The sequence below is a fragment of the Caulobacter segnis ATCC 21756 genome (genome assembly GCF_000092285.1).
Taxonomy (GTDB): Bacteria; Pseudomonadota; Alphaproteobacteria; order Caulobacterales; family Caulobacteraceae; genus Caulobacter; species Caulobacter segnis.
This window is the reverse complement of the sequence record NC_014100.1, coordinates 1469603-1484826: the sequence shown is the minus strand read 5'-3', so window position 1 is coordinate 1484826 and position 15224 is coordinate 1469603. Positions and strand designations below refer to the sequence as shown.

The window sequence follows — 15224 nt, the reverse complement described above, 5'->3', positions numbered from 1 at the left end:
TCGGGAACCCGACGCACGCCCGCTCCGTCAAATGATTATCGCGCGACGCGAGTTATTTGAGCGCCTCTATTTTTGCATGGATCCTGACTGGATTGTGTCGACTACGCGACGGCGCCGCTCGTTTCATCCACCTATAGCTTGCAACCCTTGCCGTGAGACGGCGTTCGATTCAGCATGCTAGGGTCGCTACATCCCTTGAAGAACCGACTCCTTTCCGCGCTGCCGTCAGAGGACAAGGCTCTTCTGGTCCCGTACCTGACTCCGATGGAGCTCGACAAAGGCCGCCTGCTCTACGATCCAGGCGACACCATCGATCAGGTCTATTTCCCCAATGACGGCGTCATCTCGCTAATGACGCTGATGGAGAGCGGCGCGGCCATCGAGTCCGCCACGATCGGACGCGAAGGCGCTCTGGGCCTGATGGCCGCCGTGGCGCCGCGCCAGTCGCTGTCCCGCGCGATCGTCCAGGCGCCCGGCTCGGCGCTGCGCATCGCGGCGGGCCCTCTGCATGACGCGTGGACGCGCAGCGCCGCGCTGCGGACCCTCGTGGACCGGCACAACGAGGCCCTGTTCGGGCACGCGATCCAGTCGGTCGCCTGCAACGCGCTGCACGCGGTCGAGGCGCGGTTCTGCCGCTGGCTGCTGTCCTGTCACGATCGCATCGACAGCAACACGGTGAGCCTGACCCAGGAGTTCCTGGCGGACATGCTAGGCGTCCAGCGCACGACGGTCACGGCCGTGGCCGGCTCGCTGCAGAACAAGGGACTGATCCGCTATCGCCGGGGCGTCGTCGACATCCTGGACCGCAACGGCCTCGAGGCCATGACCTGCGAGTGCTACGCGGCGGTGCGGAGGAGCTATGAGCGACTTCTGCCCGATCCGTTCGGAGACGAGGAAGCGCTAGACGTGCGCGCGCGGGGCTGAGCCCCGCCCTAACGACGGCGGGCCGGCGCCGGAGCGTGGGCCAGGCGCAGAAGATTCGCCGCCCCGGGCGCGCCGAACGGCGTCCCGGCCACGACCAGCAGGCGCTCGCCGGGTGCGACGAGGCCCAGTTCCAGCGCCTTGCTCGACGCGTTCGTGGTGACGACCTCGAGGCTGTCGGGCTGGGCGCTGACGCGCGGCTCGACGCCCCAGACCAAGGTCATGCGACGAACGGCGTTGATCTCCGGCGAGAGGGCCAGCACCGGCTGCAGCGGGCGTTCACGCGCCAGGCGACGGGCGGTGGCCCCTGTGGTCGTGAAGGCGACCAGGCACTTGGTCGAGCCCGCCTTGGCGGCGCCGGCGGCGGCCACGACCAGCACGTCGGCGTCGTCGTCGTCATGGCTCTGCTCGGCCTGCATCAGCTCGGGCCAACGCGGATCGCGCTCCACCCGCTCGATGATGCGGTTCATCATCGAGACAGACTCTTCGGGATAGTCGCCGGCGGCGGATTCCGCCGACAGCATCACCGCGTCCGCGCCTTCATAGACGGCGTTGGCGACGTCCGAGGCCTCGGCGCGGGTGGGCGTCGGCGAGCTGGTCATCGACTCAAGCATCTGGGTCGCGACGATCACCGGAATGCCGCGCTCGCGGGCCGCGCGCAGAATCTCCTTCTGCGCCACCGGCACCTCTTCGGGGGCCATCTCGACGCCCAGATCGCCGCGCGCCACCATCACGCCGTCGCAGAGGTCGAGGATCGGACCCAGCACCTTCAGCGCCTGCGGCTTCTCGATCTTCGCCAAGACGGCGGCGCGGCCTTCGACGATGCGGCGCAGCTCGGCCATGTCTTCCGGCGCCTGCACGAACGACAGGGCGATCCAGTCGACGCCAAGGCGCAGGGCGAAAGCCAGGTCCTCGCGGTCCTTGGCGGTCAGCGGCGACATCGGGATCACAACGTCCGGCACGGCCACGCCCTTGCGCTCGGACAGCTTGCCGCCGTTGACGACCTTGGTGTTGGCGTAGCCGGGACCCGCCTCGGTGACCGTCATCCGCAGCTTGCCGTCGTCCAGCAGCAGGGTCGCGCCGGGCCGCATCGCGGTCAGGATTTCAGGATGCGGCAAGTGCACGCGGGTCTCGTCGCCCGGCGTCGGGTCGCTGTCGAAGCGGAAGGCCTGGCCGGGCTTCAGCATGACCGGACCCTCGGCGAACTTGCCGACGCGCAGCTTGGGCCCTTGCAGGTCGGCCAGCACGCCCAGCGGGCGGCCTACAACCGTCTCGGCCTCGCGGATGGCCTTGTAGACCGCCGCGTGGGTCTCGTGCGCGCCGTGGCTGAAGTTCAGGCGAAAGACGTCCGCCCCGGCCTTGGCCAGGGTGACGATCATCTCGGGCGAACTAGAAGCCGGGCCGATCGTGGCGACGATGCGGGAGCGACGGGCGCGGATCATGCCGTCGCTCCTTGGAAAGTCAGTTCGTTGGGCAGACCGCGTCGCCCTCGTTGGAGGCCAGTCGGATCTCGGTGAAGGTCACGGACAGGCGACCGGACGTCATCAGCGCGAACGGCGCGGTGACCCGCGTCATGTCCGCGCCCTTGTCCCTGAAACAGGAAAGTTTGATCTTGGCCGTACGCCATTCGCCGATCTTCGCGCCTGAAAACGTTGACGTAACGTCTACCGTCGCCCCGCAGGATTCGCCACAGCCGATGGCCATGGAGACCGGTTTCTCTGGGGATGCATCGACCCGGTAACGGAGCATCACGGCCATGTCGCCGGTGGTCTGACGCGACAGGTCGACGGGGCGGCCGGACACCGCGAGAAGCCCCTGCCCCTCCCCGGTCCACACGGCCTGGCGTGCGTTCTCCTGGGCGCCGGCGTCAATCGTCTTGGTCGCGACGGCCCCCGAGGTCGTCAGCGTCCAGGGGTTCGGCGCGCGACCGGCGATGAAATAGCGATCCACATTCGTGGCCGCCGTCGACGTCACGCCGGACTCCTCGGACAGCACGGCGACCTTGCCCGGCTTGGCGTAGCTCAGGCCGTAGCCATAGGCGAACAGCGGGTCATAGCCCTTGTCGCCGACATTGAGCGGCTCCTGGTCGGCGCGCTTGGGCCACGAGAAAGACAGCTTGCCCTTGAAGTCGAAGCGCGGCTTGCCGGCCGCATCGCCGATCAGCACGTCCGCGACGCCGCCCCCTTCCGAGCCGGGCAGCCAGGCGGCCACGAAGGCGTCCGAGGCGTTGATCTCGGGATTGGTCCACAGCGGCCGACCGCTGAGGAACACCGACACCACCGGGATGCCCTGGGCCTTCAGCTTCTTCAGCAGCGCCAGGTCGGTCTTGTCGCCCGGCTGGTATTCGGCCGTGGCGATGTGCGCCCTGGAACTCCGCATAGGGGTTCTCGCCGAACACGACGATCGCGACGTCAGGCTTTTGCTTGTAGTCGCCCGTAACCGACAGCTCGGCGCTGCCGCCGCCGGCCTTCACCGCCTCGGCGACGCCGCCGAAGATCGACTGGCCGTTGGGGAAGTCGCTGTTCTTATTGCCCGTGCCCTGCCAGGTCAGGGTCCAGCCGCCGGCGGCCTTGCCGATGTCGTCGGCGCCGTCGCCGGCCACCAGGATCCGCGCCGAGCTCTTCAGCGGCAGAACGCCCTCGTTCTTGAGCAACACCAGCGACTTGCGGACCGCTTCTCGCGCGATCGCCCGGTGCTCGGGCGCGCCCAGCAGCTCGAGCTTGCCCTCCAGCGGACGCTTGTTTTCGAACAGGCCCGCCTTGACCTTCACGCGCAGGATGCGGCGGACGGCGTCGTCGATCCGCGCCATCGGGATCTGGCCCGCCTTCACCTGGGCCAGGGTGTTGTCATAGAGGCCCTTCCAGCTGTCGGGGGCCATCATCATGTCCATGCCGGCGTTGTAGGCCTGGGCGCAGCTGGTGTTGGTGCAGCCCTCGACCTGGCCGTGGGCGTTCCAGTCGCCGACCACGAAGCCCTCGAAGCCCATCCGCCCCTTCAGCACGTCGGTGAGCAGGCTCTTGTTGCCGGTATGCTTGACGCCGTTCCAGCTGGAGAACGAGACCATCACCGACAGGATGCCGGCGTCGATCGCGGGCGGATAGCCCGCGTTGTGGAGCCGGATGAGTTCGGCCTCGGGCAGCTTGGCGTCGCCCTGGTCCTTGCCGTCCTCGGTGCCGCCGTCGCCCAGGAAGTGTTTGGCCGAGCCGGCGATGTGGCCCGCCGCCAGCGGCTTGCCGGCGACCAGCGCGCCTTGCAGGCCCAGGGTCATCGGACCGGCATAGGTCTTCACGACCTCCGGATCCTCGGCGTAGCCTTCGTAGGTGCGGCCCCAGCGCACGTCGCGCGGCACGGCCACGGTGGGGCCGAAGGTCCAGTCGGCGCCGGTGGCGGCCATCTCCTGGGCCGTCGCCGCGCCGATGCGGCGGATCAGGTCAGGGTCGCGCGCCGCGCCCAGGCCGATGTTGTGCGGGAAGATCGTCGCGCCGACGACGTTGTTGTGACCATGGACGGCGTCGACGCCGAAGATGATCGGGATCTCCTGGTGGCCGCCGCGGTTGTCCAGGGCGGCGGCGCGGAAGGCGTTGATCCACTCGATCCAGCGCTGGGCCGAGGCGCGGTCGTTGCCGTCCGGCGCGCTGTTGCCGCCCACCAGCACCGAGCCCAGGCGGTAATGCTTGAGTTCCTCCGGCGTGATCGACGCGCCGTCGGCCTGGATGGTCTGGGCGACCTTCTCCTCCACCGTCATTTGGCTCATCAGCTTGGTGACGAAGGCCTCGGTCTTGGCGTCGGTGATGGTCGCCGGGCTGGCGGCCTTCGGCCACAGCTGACGATGGGTCGTCGCGGCGCCCGAGGACGCCTGGGCGAGGACCGCTCCCGACAATCCACCGGCGATCGCCAAGGCCAGGACGGAAGCATGGAGAGAGCGACGCGAAAACATAGGCGGTCCTCGAAGGGCCTCTAAAGGCTACGGGTTCTAAGGGAAAAGCGCTCGGCGCGGCGCTTGCGGAGTACCGCGCCGAGCGAAAGAAAGCGGCTAGAGGTACCGCTTGGAGGGGAGTGATCGTGCGCGCAGGACGGCGCGACGGGCGCTGGATTGGCCAGGCGGGGTCATTACGTTTCCTCCTGACGCCGCCTTTCCGTGGGCGACCGTCTTGATCGCCGATGATCTCACGTTGAAGGGACAGCGCTGTCAAGAACAATCTAGGTCCTGCTGCCCGTAGACCGCCTAGCCGGGCGCCTGGCCCGTGGATTCCCGCACGACCAGCTCGAAATCCAGCAATCGGGATGGCGGCGGCTCGCCTTCCTCGTGCTCGACGCCGCTCATCAGCATGTCGGCCGCCGCGCCGGCCATCGCCGCGATCGGCTGACGAACGGTAGTCAGTTGAGGCCAGGTGATCCGCGCGCCGGGCGTATCGTCGAAGCCGGCGATCGACAGCTGGGCCGGCACGTCCAGCCGCATGCGGTTGGCCACGGCCATCACGCCCAGCGCCATGTCGTCGTTCGAGGCGAAGATCGCGGTCGGCCGGTCGGATCCGCCCAGCAGCCGCTCGGCCGCCTCGAAGCCCGAGCGGAACGAGAACCACCCCTGCTCCACCCGATCCTGGCGCACTGGCAGGTTCGCGTCGCGCATCGCGTCGACGAAGCCTTGATGACGCCGAGCCGAAGCGCCGTGGTCGGGGTGACCGATGATGAAGCCGATGTCGCGATGACCCAGGCCGATCAGGTGATTGGTCATGTCGTAGGCCGCCTCGCGGTCATCCATGCTGACCCAGGGCGCGCGTTCGATATCGTCGCCCGGTGCGATCCGGACATAGGGCACGCCCTCGCGCTCCAGGGCGGCCAGCACCACCGGATGGTCGCTGAGCGGCGGCGTCAGGATCACCCCGTCCATGCGCAGGGTCGCCAGCATGGGCGCGACCTGCTCCTCGACATCGCCCGTGGAGTCGATCGGCTCGACGATCAGGTGGTAGCCCTCCTGCCGACACCGCGCGATCGCGCCGAGCTGCACGTCGGTGACATAGCCGGGGCTCGGGTTGTCGAAGAACACGCCGATCAGATAGGCCTTCGCCCCCGCCAAACTGCGGGCCGAGATGTTGGGGCGGTAGTTCAGGGCCGCCACCGCCGCCTGCACCCGGTCACGGGTGTCAGCCTTGACGTTGGGCTCGCGATTGAGGACCCGAGAGACGGTTTTGATCGAGACGCCGCTCTCGCGGGCCACGTCGTGGATCGTGATCTTGGCGCTCAATTCCGTCCCCCGCCGTCCCGATTCGTTCGGTTTGGCGCGTACTTAGCCATGACAAGGCTGTCATGGCGAGCCCGCCGCGCGCCTTGAAAGCGACAAATCCCTCGTCTTGCATCCGCAAAACTTGGCGCGGGTGTTTCTATGAAGTTCCTGAAGACCCTTGTCATTCTGATGGCGGCCCCTCTCGCCTTTCCGGCGATTGGCCAGACACCCGCGATGTCGCCGATTTTGCTGGGCCGCCTTGAGGCATTGGGAAGTTTCGCGGCCAGCGCGCCGTACTGCGAGATGATGGGCTATGCTCGTCTAGACCCCACCAGCCAAGCTTTCAGAAGCGAGATCGACCGGTATGCCGAGCGAACAGGCTTGGCGCCGAAAGACGCGCAGGCCGCGGTTCTCGCCGCCGAGGCGCGGGAAGACGCTGAGCTCGACACACGTTTGGCGGCCGTGAAGGCCAACCTGAAGGATCCCGGCGGCGATGACGCGCTACGGGCCTTCGCGGGCGAACTTTCTGTCAAGTGCCGGCGGATCGCCGATGATCCGCTAGGCTCGATCCTGCTACGTCCACCAGCCGGAACCGTAGGCGCCTTGTCGAACAGTCTCGCCGACAAACTGCTCGCGCCCTACGGGCGGGCTGGATGGCAGACGCGATACATCCTTGCTGGCGGTGACCTGGCCGAGGCTGTTGGCGCCTGCGAGCCACCACTCACGCGCACTCAGGCTCGCTCATATCTTGCGGAAATGCGGGACCCACTCCGCTTCGCACCGGAGATCAACGACCTCGTCCAAGCCTATGTTGATCAGCGCATCGCGGCCGGGCGCGATGCGGCTCGGAAGGCCAAGCCCAGCGCCGCGCAGTGTCGGCAGTTGATCGCGAAGAGAAAGCTCGCCTTCGAAAAAGCGCCCGTGGACTAGGTCAGGACACCGCCGCCCTGCCCTCCGGCGTCAGCGCCACCGCCGCGCCGATCAGCGCCGTATGCGGGTGCAGGATCACGTGGGTCGGGATCGCCTGGGTGAAGCTGGACAGCCGGCCCTTGGCCTCGAAGCGCGCGCGGAACGGGCTCTTTTCCAGGATGTCGATGATCCGAGGCGCGATGCCGCCGGCGATGAAGACGCCGCCGCGCGCGCCCAGGGTCAGGGCGATGTCGCCGGCCGTCGAGCCCAGCACCGCGCAGAACCGGTTCACGGTCGCCAGGCTGTCGGCGCAGCCTTCGACGGCGCGCTCGGTGATCTGCTTGGCGGTCAGGGTCTCGACCTTGCGTCCCTCGGCCTCGCCGAGCGCCACGTGCAGGTCTTCCATGCCGGGGCCAGACAGGATGCGCTCGACCGAGACGCGGCCGCCGTTCAGCTGCCTAGTCAGTAGACGGAGCACTTCGATCTCGACCTCGTCCAGCGGCGCGAAGGCGACGTGGCCGCCCTCGGTGGCCAGCGGGAGCTCCTGGCCGTGGCGGCGGACCAGACCCGCGACGCCGAAGCCCGTGCCCGGACCGAGAATGGCGAGGTCGCCCTCCCCCGACGTCGGCAGCGCGCCGATCTGGCGCAGGTCCTTGGGCGCCAGACGCGGCGCGGCCAGGGCCTGGGCGGTGAAGTCGTTGATCAGCTTGGCGTTCCGGAATCCGCCGGCGCGACGCAGCCCGTCCTCCGAGATCCGCCAGTCCAGGTTGGTCATGTGGACCTGGCCATGATCGATGGGCCCCGCCACCGCCACGACCGCCTGGTCGGCGTGTTTGACGCCGACCTTGTGCAGATAGGCCTCGATGGCGTCCTCGGCCGTCCCGTAGTCCTCGCCCTTGAACGTGGTGGGCTCGATCAGGCGCGGGTCCGGCCCGTCGAACTCGACCAGGGCGAAGCGGGCGTTCGTGCCGCCGATGTCGCCGACGAGGCCGAGACCCCCGCTGTGATTGCCGTCCATGACCTGGTGTTTCCCTAAGCGAAGACGGAGGCGCCGGCGTCGGCGGCGCCGACCCCCGCTCGCATCCATCCGAACAGTTCCCTGCCAAAGCCCGGCTTGGACGCCGGGACGTTCGCTGGCGTACGGGCGAGCAGCGTCGCCTCGTCCACCAGGATTTTGAGTTCGCCGGTTTCGGCGTTGACGCTGATCACGTCGCCATCCTGGACATAGGCCAGCGGCCCGCCCTTGGCGGCTTCCGGCGTCACGTGGATGGCGGCGGGCGTCTTGCCCGAAGCGCCCGACATGCGGCCGTCGGTGACCAGGGCGACCTTGTAGCCGCGATCCAGCAGAACCGAGATCGACGGCGACAGGTTGTGCAGCTCCGGCATGCCGTTCGCGGACGGACCCTGGAAGCGGAGGACGACCACGACGTCGCGGTCCAGCTCGCCGCGCTTGAAGGCGGCGATGAAGTCTTCCTGCTCCTGGAACACGGCCGCCGGGGCGGTGATCACGTGGTGTTCGGGTTTCACGGCCGAGATCTTCATCACGCCGCGGCCCAGATTGCCGGCCATCAGGCGCAGGCCGCCTTCCTTGCTGAACGGGTCGGAGACCGGACGCACGATGGCCGGATCCAGGCTCTCGGCCGCGCCGTCGCGCCACTTCAGCTCGCCGCCGTCCAGGTATGGCTCTTGGGCGTAGCGCGACAGGCCAGCGCCAGCGATGGTCTGAACATCCTCGTGGACGAGCCCCGCCTGCAGCAGCTCGCGGATCACGAAGGCCATGCCGCCGGCGGCCTGGAAGTGATTCACGTCAGCCGAACCGTTCGGATAGACGCGCGCCAGCAGCGGGGTGGCGCGCGAGATATCGTCCAGGTCTTCCAGCGTCAGCATGATCCCGGCCGCGTGGGCCATAGCGATGATGTGCAGGGCCAGGTTGGTCGAGCCACCGGTGGCCATCAGCCCGACCACGCCGTTGACGATCGACTTCTCGTCGATCATCCGGCCGACCGGGACGTACTCGTTGCCCTTGGCGGTCACGGCGGCGGCGCGGCGCGCGGCCTCCTTGACCAGGGCCTCGCGCAGCGGGGTGTTGGGATGCACGAAGGCCGAGCCGGGCAGATGGAAGCCCATCAGCTCCATCAGCATCTGGTTGGTGTTGGCCGTGCCATAGAAGGTGCAGGTGCCGGGGCCGTGATAGCTGGCGCTCTCGGCTTCCAGGAGCTCGGCGCGACCGACCTTGCCCTCGGCGTAGAGGGCGCGGATGCGGGCCTTCTCCGAGTTCGGCAGGCCCGAGGTCATCGGGCCGGCGGGCACGAACAGGGCCGGCAGGTGGCTGAAGGTCAGGGCGCCCATCACCAAGCCCGGCACGATCTTGTCGCAAACGCCCAGATAGAGCGCCGCGTCGAAGGCGTCGTGGGTCAGGGCGACGGCCGTGGCCATGGCGATGACGTCGCGCGAGAACAGCGACAGCTCCATGCCCGGACGGCCTTGCGTCACGCCATCGCACATGGCGGGCACGCCGCCGGCGAACTGGGCCGTGGCGCCGACCTCGCGGGCGGCCACCTTGATCAGCGCCGGATACTCCTCCAGCGGCTGGTGGGCCGACAGCATGTCGTTATAGGCCGAGACGATGCCGATGTTCGGCGCGTTGGGGTCCAGCGCGCGCACCTTGTCGACGCCGGGCGACGCGGCGAAGGCGTGAGCCCAGTTGGCGCAGGACAGCTTGGCGCGGCCCGGCTGACTGTCGATCGCGCGCTGCATGTTGTCGAGGTAGGCCGCGCGGCTGTCCTTGCTGCGGGCCACGATGCGGGCGGTGACTTCGGCGATGACGGGATTGAGGCTCATGGCGTTACTCCGCCCAAAGGATGCGGACCTTGGCGCGGTCCTGCTTGAGGATGGCGGCGACCGGCAGGGCCGGATCGACGTCGCCTTCCAACAACGCTTTCTTGGCCGCTCCGGTCACCAGCAGCACGATCAAATCGGTGCGGGTCAGGGCGGCGAAGGTCAGGCTGAGACGAGGAATGTCCGGCGCGGGATCGCTGGGCGGCACGTCCAGGACCAGGCGGTCGGACTGGGGATCCAGGCCCTGCGCCAGGACCGGGTTGCCCGGGAACAGCGACGCGAAATGGCCGTCGGGACCCACGCCCAGCAACACCGCGCCGAACGGCGTGGCGGCCTCGACGCCGGCCTCGGCCGCGCGCGCGCTGTCGGCGTGGCTCATGCCGTCGAAATAGAGCGGCGCGAAGCTGGCCTTGGCCGCCTCCCCCACCAGCAGGTGACGGCGCACGAGGCCCTCGTTGCTGCTGGGGTCGGTCGGCGGGACGAAGCGCTCGTCGGTCAGCGTGACCGTGATCTTGTCCCAGGGCGCGGTCAGCGTGGCCAGGCGGTCATAGACCGGCGCGGGCGTCGTACCGCCGGTCGCGGCGAAGCCCGCGCGCCCGGAGGCGGCGACGGCGTTGGTCAGGGCGTCGACCAGGATCGAGGCGGTCGCGTCGTAAAGGGCTTCGCGCGAGCTGAAGGCTTCGAGTTTCGGCATCCCTCAAGCCTTCCAGGACCGGCCGCCGGGCGAGATCAGCGCGTTGGCCGTTTGCGGGCCCCAGGTGCCGGCGGCGTAAGGCGCGGGATCGATGCCGGCCTCGGCCCAGGCGGCCGAGACGCCGTCGATGAACCGCCAGGCCTGCTCGACCTCGTCGCGACGCACGAACAGGGTGCGATCGCCGCGGAAGGCGTCCAGGAACAGCTTTTCATAGGCAATCCGGCGGCGACCGCCGGTCTGGCTGAACGACAGAGACAGCGGCAGCGACTGCAGGCGCATGCCCTCGTCCGAAAGGCCCGGCCGCTTGTTCATGATCGTCAGCGAGATGTCTTCATCCGGCTGCAGGTCGATGACCAGGCGGTTGGCGCACAGCTCGCCGTCGGTGGCCGGGCCGAAGATATTGTGCGGCAGCGGCTTGAACTGGACGACGATCTGGGTGCGGCGGTCGGGCAGGTTCTTGCCCGTGCGCAGGAAGAACGGCACCCCGTCCCAGCGCCAGTTGTCGATCGCCACCTTCATGGCGACGAAGGTCTCGGTCTTGGTGGGCTTGCCGACTTCCTCGACATAGCCTTGGCGCGCGCCGCCCTCGACGACGCCGGCGACGTACTGGCCGCGCACCGTGTCGTGAGCCACCGTCTCCTTGGTGAAGGGGCGCAAGCTGCGGAGAACCTTGACCTTCTCGTCGCGGACAGCGTCGGGGTCGAAGCCCGACGGCGCCTCCATGGCGACCAGGCACAGCAACTGCAGCATGTGGTTCTGCACCATGTCCCGCAGCGCGCCGTACTCGTCGTAGTAGGGCCAGCGGTCGCCGACCTTCTCGGTCTCGGCGATGGTGATTTGCACGTGGTCGATGGTGTTGCGATCCCAAAGGGGCTCGAACAGCACGTTGGCGAAGCGCAGGGCGGTCAGGTTCTGGACCGTCTCCTTGCCCAGATAGTGGTCGATCCGGAAGACCTGGCTTTCGTCGACCACGGCCGCGACGGCGGCGTTAGTGACCTTGGAGCTCTCCAGGTCGCGGCCCAGCGGCTTTTCCAGGATCAGGCGAGTCCTGGGGCCGGTCAGGCCGGCGGCTTGTAGCGCCTGGCAGGCCGGGCCGTAGATGCTGGGCGATAGCGAGAAGAAGATCACCAGGTCGCCATGCTCGCCGATCCGCTCGGCCAGCTTCTTGGCGTCGTCCTCGCTGGTGATGTTGGCCGGCACGTAGTCGAGGCGAGCGGCCAGGCGATTCCACGCCGCCTCCTCCACCGTCGCACGCTTGCCCAGTTGCTCGCGCACCAGGGCCTTGTAGCCGGCGGCGTCGTGATCGGCGCGCGCCACGCCAATGATGCGAAGATCATGCGGCAGCAGTCGATCGACTTCGAGGAAATACAGCGAAGGCAGCAGCATTCGCAGAGCCAGATCCCCCGCGCCGCCCAGCAGCACAAGGACCTCGCGGCCATTATCGCCGTCGTTGTTCTTCGTCACCAATGTCTTCCACCCTATGACAACGTTGTCATGACATGCCTGCGGCAGAATGGCAAGCGCGCGAGCGTGAGAGCCGAGCTGGAGAGGCCCTCCAACGCGAACCGAACCTGCCCAAACGATGAGCCGAGCGGGCGCGCCCTAACTAGGGCAAACCCCGCGCCGCCGCCATAAGACCAATGGAGTTTCGGCGGAGGTTTATTCAGCCATCAGGGCGAAAAATGGAAGACCTTGCCCAGGATGCGCGCGAAAAGCTCAAGCCGGCGAACGGGTGTGCCTTCCGCGCCCGACGGTCTCAGCCGCCCGCGCGCGCCGCCGCGCCCGCCGGCTGGCCGGTGCGGAACTTGTCCTTCATCCGGGCGACCCAGCCGCTGAACGCCTCGTTGTCGGCGCTGACCTTGCCGAAATCGGAAGGCGAGACCGCTTCGGACCCCAGCCCCTGAAGCGCCACGCGCAGGCCATCGGGATTGCCCGCGCTGTCGACGAAGCGCGTCCAGCGTTGGCGCAGGCGCGCCAGGGACGCATCGTCGTCAGCCAGGCTGTAGGCCACCGACGCCCGGAGGAGACGGGCCTCCTCGGCGCGGGAGAGCGCGCCCTGCCCCTTCCAGCGATCGCCCAGCATCCGCTCGTAGAGCCCGCCGGCCAACGGCCAGGCGCGCTGCTTCCAGGCGATATCCGCCCGAATCTCCTGGCCGTCCTTGGTGTTGTCGCGCTCCACCAACTCCTCGGCGTCATCGTAGCGCCCAAGGCCGATCAGGGCCCGAGCGGTGGCCAGCCGACGCTCGGCGTTCAGAGCCGGCGGCAGGATCGTCGTGCGCGTGGCGTTGATGGTGTTCAGCGCGTCCTCGGGACGCTTGTTCATCAGGTAGATCCAGGCCAGATCGGTCGCGACCTGCGCCTTGGGCACGCCGTTCAGGCGGTTGTCGACCTGGTACTTCAGCAGCTTGGCGGCGTCGTCGAGCAGATCCACGTCCACCAGGCGGCGCACCAAGTTGCGGACCATCTGATCGCCGTCGGCGCCGATCGGGGTCAACTCCTGGAAGTCGTAGAACAGGCCTACAGCCTGGATCGGCTGCATGCCGTCGGCCAGGCCGTCCAGGAACAGGGCCCGGAAGGTGCTGGAAATCTCGGACTGAAGGGCCAGGGCTTCGGGACGGTCGGAGCTCGGCCGGCCCGCCGAACGCATCACTTCCAGCGCCTCGCGGTAGCGGCCCTGGTCGATATAGAGCTTTCCGAGCGCGCGGATGACGTCCATCTCGACGCCGTCGCCGCGCCAGCGATAGCGTAGCTGGTTCAGGGTGTCGGCGGCCTTGGCCGCGTTGATCTCGCGCTTTTCGTACTGCAGCCGGGTGGCGTGCAGCAGGGCCGGCGCGGTCAGATTGTCGTAGGGCGCGCGGGCGATGGCCTGGAACATCTTCTTGGCGCGAACCTTTTCGCCCTTGGCCTCGAAAATGCGCGCCTGGACCAGGCGGATGGCCAGTTGGTCCCTGACAGGAAGCTTTGGCTGGTCCAGCGCCTTGGCGACGTACTGCAGGGCGCCGGTCAGGTCGCCGACGCCCAAGGCCGCCTCGGCCTGCGCGCCCAGGAACCGCGCCTTCCAGATCGGCGGAAACAGATCGAGCGCCCGGCCGCCGCTGGCGAACTTGGTGCGCGCGTCCAGAAACTGGCCGTTCTTGGTCGAGATATAGCCGCGCCACATGGCGCTGGACGGCTCGTCCGCCAGAACGGGCGAGGAGAAGTCGGCGTCGGCTTCCGCGTAGCGGCCGGCCAGGACGCGGGCCATGCCGCGCAGGCCCCGGAACTCCGGATTGGCCATCATCGTCTGATGCTGGCGGGCGCCGGCGTTCAGGACGCCGATCGCCTCGAACGACATCTGGGAGCCGACCAGGAAACGGGCCAGCGCGAGCCGCGCCGCGATGTCCGCGTCCTCGTCGGCGGCCGCGCTGACGGCATTCTGCAAGGCGTTGTAGCGAGCCAGGAAGCCGCCGGAGCCGAGCTTTGGCCAGTCTTCCAGGTCGATCAGCGCCGGCATCGACAGCGGTTGGGGCGCCCCGGCGACGGCCTCCTCCGGCGGGGCCGCCGCCGAGGCCGGCGACAAGGCCAGCCCCTTGGGACGACCAATCCGCACCTCGTCCGTGCTGGCCTGGACCATCAGGTCCGACGCATAGGCCTCCGCCGCCAGGCCCTGGGCCGATTGCAGCAGCGCGAACTCGACATAGTCCCGACGGGAGGACAGGCCCTTGGCCGGCGGCAAGGCTGGCGCGACGATGATCTTGTCGCCGACGGCGGGATCGTCGACCCAGATGGCGCGCGTCACCCCCGCCACGGCGGCCGTCAGCGCGGCGGACGGCGCGGCCTCGTCACGATTGATCTGGATGATGTCGGGGCTCTGCTGCGGCCCTGGGCCGAAGCTGATCCGCCAGGTCGGCCCGGCGCCCACCGCCACATAGGGCTCGCCGACGGGCGCCACGATGCGCAGGGCCGAGTAGTCGCCGCCCTTCAGCGCCTGGATGCGCGAATAGCGGGGCGTGTTGCCCGGAAGCTTGGAGATGTCGATCCGCGCGGGCGTGTCGAAGACGATCCAGACCGCCTCCCCCCGTCGGAACACGGCGGCGCCGGCCGGCGCGGCCCAGGTGAACGAGAGGGTGACCTGGCCATCGGCGCGCTCGATTCCGGCCCGCACGACGCCATCTCGCGGCATCGGATTGGGCCGGCCAATCGGCGGCGGCGGTGCGGCGGTCGGCGCAGCCTGGGCCGCCGCGATCGCGCCGTCCTTGGCGAAGATGTTGACAAAATTGACGCCGTCGGCCGCGCCGACCTTGAAGTCCGCCTCGTCGGCGAGCGTCAGGACGATCTCGAGCGCGCCGCCCACGTGGCGGGCGTCTGCGCCCTTGATCCAGCGCGGCGGCGCGATCTTCAGGCTGGAGAGATCGGGATTGGCGTCGCGGCTGAACCGCAGGATCAGCGCCTGTCCCTCGCGGCGCGAGGCCATGCGCGCCGAGCCGCTCCAGTGAAATTCGACCCGCGAGAAATCCGCCGCCTGCGCGACTCGCACGTCCAGCGCCGACCGCGCCGCGACAGGCGGCGGCGCGGCGTAGCCGGACGGCGCCAGCACGCCCGCGATGCACGCGGCGGCGACGCTGGATCGCAGGAACTGGCGAAGGGTCATGAGCCTCC

General features: G+C 68.7%; 9 protein-coding genes and 1 pseudogene. 2 read left to right on the top strand and 8 right to left on the bottom strand.

The genetic code is table 11. From position 1 onward, the window contains the following. The first annotated feature begins 195 nt into the window (after positions 1–195). Positions 196–924 (top strand): Crp/Fnr family transcriptional regulator, encoded by a 729-nt coding sequence (locus CSEG_RS06925; RefSeq protein WP_013078540.1) that lies wholly within the window; start codon positions 196–198, stop codon positions 922–924. 8 nt (positions 925–932) lie between these two features. On the opposite strand, the gene pyk is transcribed toward CSEG_RS06925, so the two are convergent. From pyk to CSEG_RS06910, 3 genes and pseudogenes are all read right to left on the bottom strand, one after another. After that, entirely contained in the window at positions 933–2363 is a 1431-nt protein-coding gene (gene pyk / locus CSEG_RS06920; RefSeq protein ID WP_013078539.1) for a pyruvate kinase, read from the bottom strand. Positions 2364–2382: 19 nt separating this feature from the next. Next, positions 2383–4858: pseudogene (locus CSEG_RS06915) on the bottom strand (glycoside hydrolase family 3 protein). A gap of 288 nt (positions 4859–5146) precedes the next feature. Next, positions 5147–6166 carry a LacI family DNA-binding transcriptional regulator gene (locus CSEG_RS06910; RefSeq protein ID WP_013078538.1) on the bottom strand — a complete coding sequence of 340 codons (1020 nt, stop codon included), beginning with the start codon at positions 6164–6166 and terminating at the stop codon, positions 5147–5149. Between the two features lie 138 nt (positions 6167–6304). On the opposite strand from CSEG_RS06910, the gene CSEG_RS06905 reads away from it, so the two are divergent. Continuing rightward, positions 6305–7075 carry a hypothetical protein gene (locus tag CSEG_RS06905; protein ID WP_013078537.1) on the top strand — a complete coding sequence of 257 codons (771 nt, stop codon included), beginning with the start codon at positions 6305–6307 and terminating at the stop codon, positions 7073–7075. Between the two features lies 1 nt (position 7076). Here the strand turns inward: CSEG_RS06905 and glk are convergent, their stop codons facing one another. The 5 genes from glk to CSEG_RS06880 all read right to left on the bottom strand — a co-directional run bounded on the left by glk (position 7077) and on the right by CSEG_RS06880 (position 15216). Further along, positions 7077–8072: a glucokinase gene (gene glk, locus CSEG_RS06900; protein WP_013078536.1), complete on the bottom strand. Its 996-nt coding sequence runs from the start codon at positions 8070–8072 to the stop codon at positions 7077–7079. Positions 8073–8086: 14 nt separating this feature from the next. After that, complete coding sequence (gene edd / locus CSEG_RS06895) at positions 8087–9895, bottom strand: phosphogluconate dehydratase (RefSeq protein WP_013078535.1); 1809 nt, start codon at positions 9893–9895, stop codon at positions 8087–8089. A gap of 4 nt (positions 9896–9899) precedes the next feature. Then, entirely contained in the window at positions 9900–10586 is a 687-nt protein-coding gene (gene pgl, locus CSEG_RS06890) for a 6-phosphogluconolactonase (protein WP_013078534.1), read from the bottom strand. A 3-nt stretch (positions 10587–10589) separates the two neighbouring features. Further along, positions 10590–12050, bottom strand: a complete 1461-nt coding sequence (zwf, locus tag CSEG_RS06885; protein WP_013078533.1) for a glucose-6-phosphate dehydrogenase — start codon at positions 12048–12050, stop codon at positions 10590–10592. 292 nt (positions 12051–12342) lie between these two features. Beyond that, a complete protein-coding gene (locus tag CSEG_RS06880; protein ID WP_013078532.1) occupies positions 12343–15216 on the bottom strand; it encodes a tetratricopeptide repeat protein in 2874 nt (957 codons plus the stop codon). Positions 15217–15224: the final 8 nt, after the last annotated feature.

Excerpts from the sequence above, each read along its gene's own strand:
- CSEG_RS06905 (WP_013078537.1), top strand. The coding sequence starts at position 6,305 with ATGAAGTTCCTGAAGACCCTTGTCATTCTGATGGCGGCCCCTCTCGCC.
- pyk (WP_013078539.1), bottom strand. The coding sequence starts at position 2,363 with ATGATCCGCGCCCGTCGCTCCCGCATCGTCGCCACGATCGGCCCGGCT.
- edd (WP_013078535.1), bottom strand. The coding sequence starts at position 9,895 with ATGAGCCTCAATCCCGTCATCGCCGAAGTCACCGCCCGCATCGTGGCC.
- pgl (WP_013078534.1), bottom strand. The coding sequence starts at position 10,586 with ATGCCGAAACTCGAAGCCTTCAGCTCGCGCGAAGCCCTTTACGACGCG.
- glk (WP_013078536.1), bottom strand. The coding sequence starts at position 8,072 with ATGGACGGCAATCACAGCGGGGGTCTCGGCCTCGTCGGCGACATCGGC.
- CSEG_RS06880 (WP_013078532.1), bottom strand. The coding sequence starts at position 15,216 with ATGACCCTTCGCCAGTTCCTGCGATCCAGCGTCGCCGCCGCGTGCATC.